Raw genomic sequence first — 2,652 nt, 5'->3', positions numbered from 1 at the left:
CGACCAACTCTATTTTTTACTAGGAGGCTGTCCGAGAATAGCCAACAGCCCCAGGCAAACATAATTTAAAGCGTGGGAAAGAAATGCAAAAAACAAACAAAGAAAGCAGTCAAAAAGCCAACAAAACAGTTGACAAATACTTGATATAATATTATAAATGGGCAACACAGAGATTATTATCAAGGGGCTATTCAACCATGACCATTCCCTTCAAAAAGGATCCCGTAGAATTCAATCAAAGTTTGCTGTATCCCTCGAACATATTCGAACTGCTTCCGGCAGATCATGAATGCTACATCTATGAAGACATCTTCAAGCAGATCGATACATCCGGCATCGAGAAAAAATACAGCGTTTTAGGCCAGCATGCCTATCATCCCCGGCTGAACATCGGCATCCTGATTTATGCATACAGTCATGGGGTATTCGGTTCACGCCAGATCATGAAACGATGTCAGGAAGATCTCGGCTTCATGTTTATATCTCATTTAAACTGTCCTGATTTCCGGGTATTGAGTGATTTCAGAAAAGACCATCACGACTTTTTTAAGGAATGTTTCAAACAGAGCGTCCTTTTAGCGAGGGAAGCCGGGATGACATCCCTGGGCCATGTCAGTCTTGACGGATCCAAATTCAAAGCCAACACCTCCAAGCACAAAGCCATGAGCTATGCCCGTCTCAAGGAGCAGGAGAAGGAATTAACCGAAGAGATCGAAGCGCTGTTAAAAAAAGCCGATCAATGCGACAAGGAAGAAGATGCCGCCTATCAAGACAAGACCGGTTATGAGATACCGGAAGAGCTGAAAATCAAAGAAAAGCGGTTGCACAAAATCAAAGCGGCAAAGGAAGCCTTGGAGCAAAGAGAACAGGCCTTGCATCCGGGCAAAAAGATTGAGGAAAAGAAACAAATCAGCTTTGCAGATAAGGAAGCCCGGATCATGGGCAAGAAAGGGAACTTCAACTACTCCTATAACGGTCAAATCACCGTTGATCAGGATCATCAAATCATCGTCGGGCAGCATATCACCCAGAACGCGAATGATAAGCAGGAAGTAAAACCTGCCCTGGAAGCGACACAGCAGACAACCGGCAAGCTTCCCGAAAAGATGAGTTTAGACAATGGTTATCTGTCCGGCGGCAACCTTGAAGCATTAAGCAAAACAGACATTGACGCCTATATTGCAACCGGCAAAGGAGAAGCCGACAGTGAAGCGCTTTCTGATGACCGTGAGAAAGGGATAAAGAAAGCACAATTTACTTATCATGAAGAAAAAGATTGTTTCGTTTGTCCTGCCGGTCATAATCTGGCCTTGAAAAGCTCAGGCAGTGACGGGACAAGAATCTATCAGGCAAAAAGCGCTGATTGTGATGGCTGCGCCTACAGGAGCCGGTGTTGCAAGTCAAAAACAGGCGAACCACGCAAGATAACCACTGATGATAAAGAACCGCTTCGTCAGGCGATGCATGATAAAATGAAGCAGGAAGAATCAAGAAACATATACAAGAGACGCAAGACCATTGTTGAACCGGTTTTTGGTCAGATCAAGGAAAATATGGGATTTCGCGGTTTCAGCCTCAGGGGAATCAAGAAAGTCGGGGGTGAGTTTTCCCTGGTATGCGCGACATTCAACATCAAAAAGATTGTTCAAGCCATCAAACAGAAGGTCGTATCTTTAAAACAGGGCAGATTGATTCCTCAAGCGGTTTATTAGCGGGGTAACATCCACGGATACTGCTCCATTCGGGGATGTAGAACTCATTTTTGTCGGCAATATTTTTATCCGGCGACGAAATTTCTTTTTTCAATAGGAAATTTTGTCATTTTGGAGAGTTTTCGGACAAAAAACCGGTTTTGAAAGATGGAGTTCTCGGACAGCCTCCTAGATACGAAAAAGAGGAAAAAAGCAACAAGGAATTTTAAAAGGTATATGGAAGAGAGAAGTTGATAGACCAGATGTTTCAGGTTTTCTGTAAAGGAAAGCAAGGACTGGATGCTTTTCTATTAGAGATTGGAAGAATGATGGCTGAGACGATCATGTACATTGAGAGGGAAGAGCTAGCGGGGCCAGACTATTATCCTTTCTCTCCGAATCTTCAGAAATGGGCAAGCCAGGGAGGTTCGATTTATTTAGGAGATCAAAAGATTGCTGTTGAACATCCCAGACTTCGTGGTCAGCAGGGCGAGGTCGGTTTACAAAGTTATCAGAGGTTAAAAGAGCCAGGAGGTTTTTCAGAAGAGCTTTTGAGCAAACTATTACGGGGCATGTCGTCTCAAAAGTATTCAGAAACAGTCATTGAAACTGCGGGGGCATTTGGTGTATCTGCAAGTTCTGTATCGCGTCATATAGTTGATATTACAGCGAAGAAGCTTAAAGAATTTAAGGAGCGTGACCTGTCAGATTTTATACCCTTTGCGGTTTTCATTGATACCATACATCGTGGAGGCGAGGCCTTCATGGTGCGTTTAGGAATAGATGTAGAAGGTCACAAACGTGTTTTGGGTTTTTGGCAAGGGGCAACGGAAAATCATGTTCTTTGTGAGGAGCTTTTCGGCGATATGGAAAGGCGCGGCTTGAAGATTTCAAAGAAGATTATATGGGTAACCGATGGAGGTAAAGGGATCCCTGAATTAGTGGCATAAAACCTGCTTTA

The 2,652-nt window shown here is 43.7% G+C and carries 2 protein-coding genes; both read left to right on the top strand.

The annotated features are described in order from the left end of the window. Window positions 1–197 precede the first annotated feature (197 nt). A complete protein-coding gene (locus tag B3D59_RS16370; protein ID WP_286822186.1) occupies window positions 198–1,712 on the top strand; it encodes an IS1182 family transposase in 1,515 nt (504 codons plus the stop codon). Between the two features lie 230 nt (window positions 1,713–1,942). Next, window positions 1,943–2,641, top strand: a complete 699-nt coding sequence (locus tag B3D59_RS16365) for a transposase (protein WP_286822185.1) — start codon at window positions 1,943–1,945, stop codon at window positions 2,639–2,641. Window positions 2,642–2,652 lie beyond the last annotated feature (11 nt).

It is taken from the genome of Desulfobacter sp. UBA2225 (assembly GCF_002348205.1).
GTDB lineage: Bacteria > Desulfobacterota > Desulfobacteria > Desulfobacterales > Desulfobacteraceae > Desulfobacter > Desulfobacter postgatei.
Note: the sequence above shows the minus strand (reverse complement) of the source record. Positions and strands in the feature narration are given on the sequence as shown.

Coding starts and splice junctions, on each gene's coding strand:
- B3D59_RS16370 (WP_286822186.1), top strand. CDS start 198: ATGACCATTCCCTTCAAAAAGGATCCCGTAGAATTCAATCAAAGTTTG.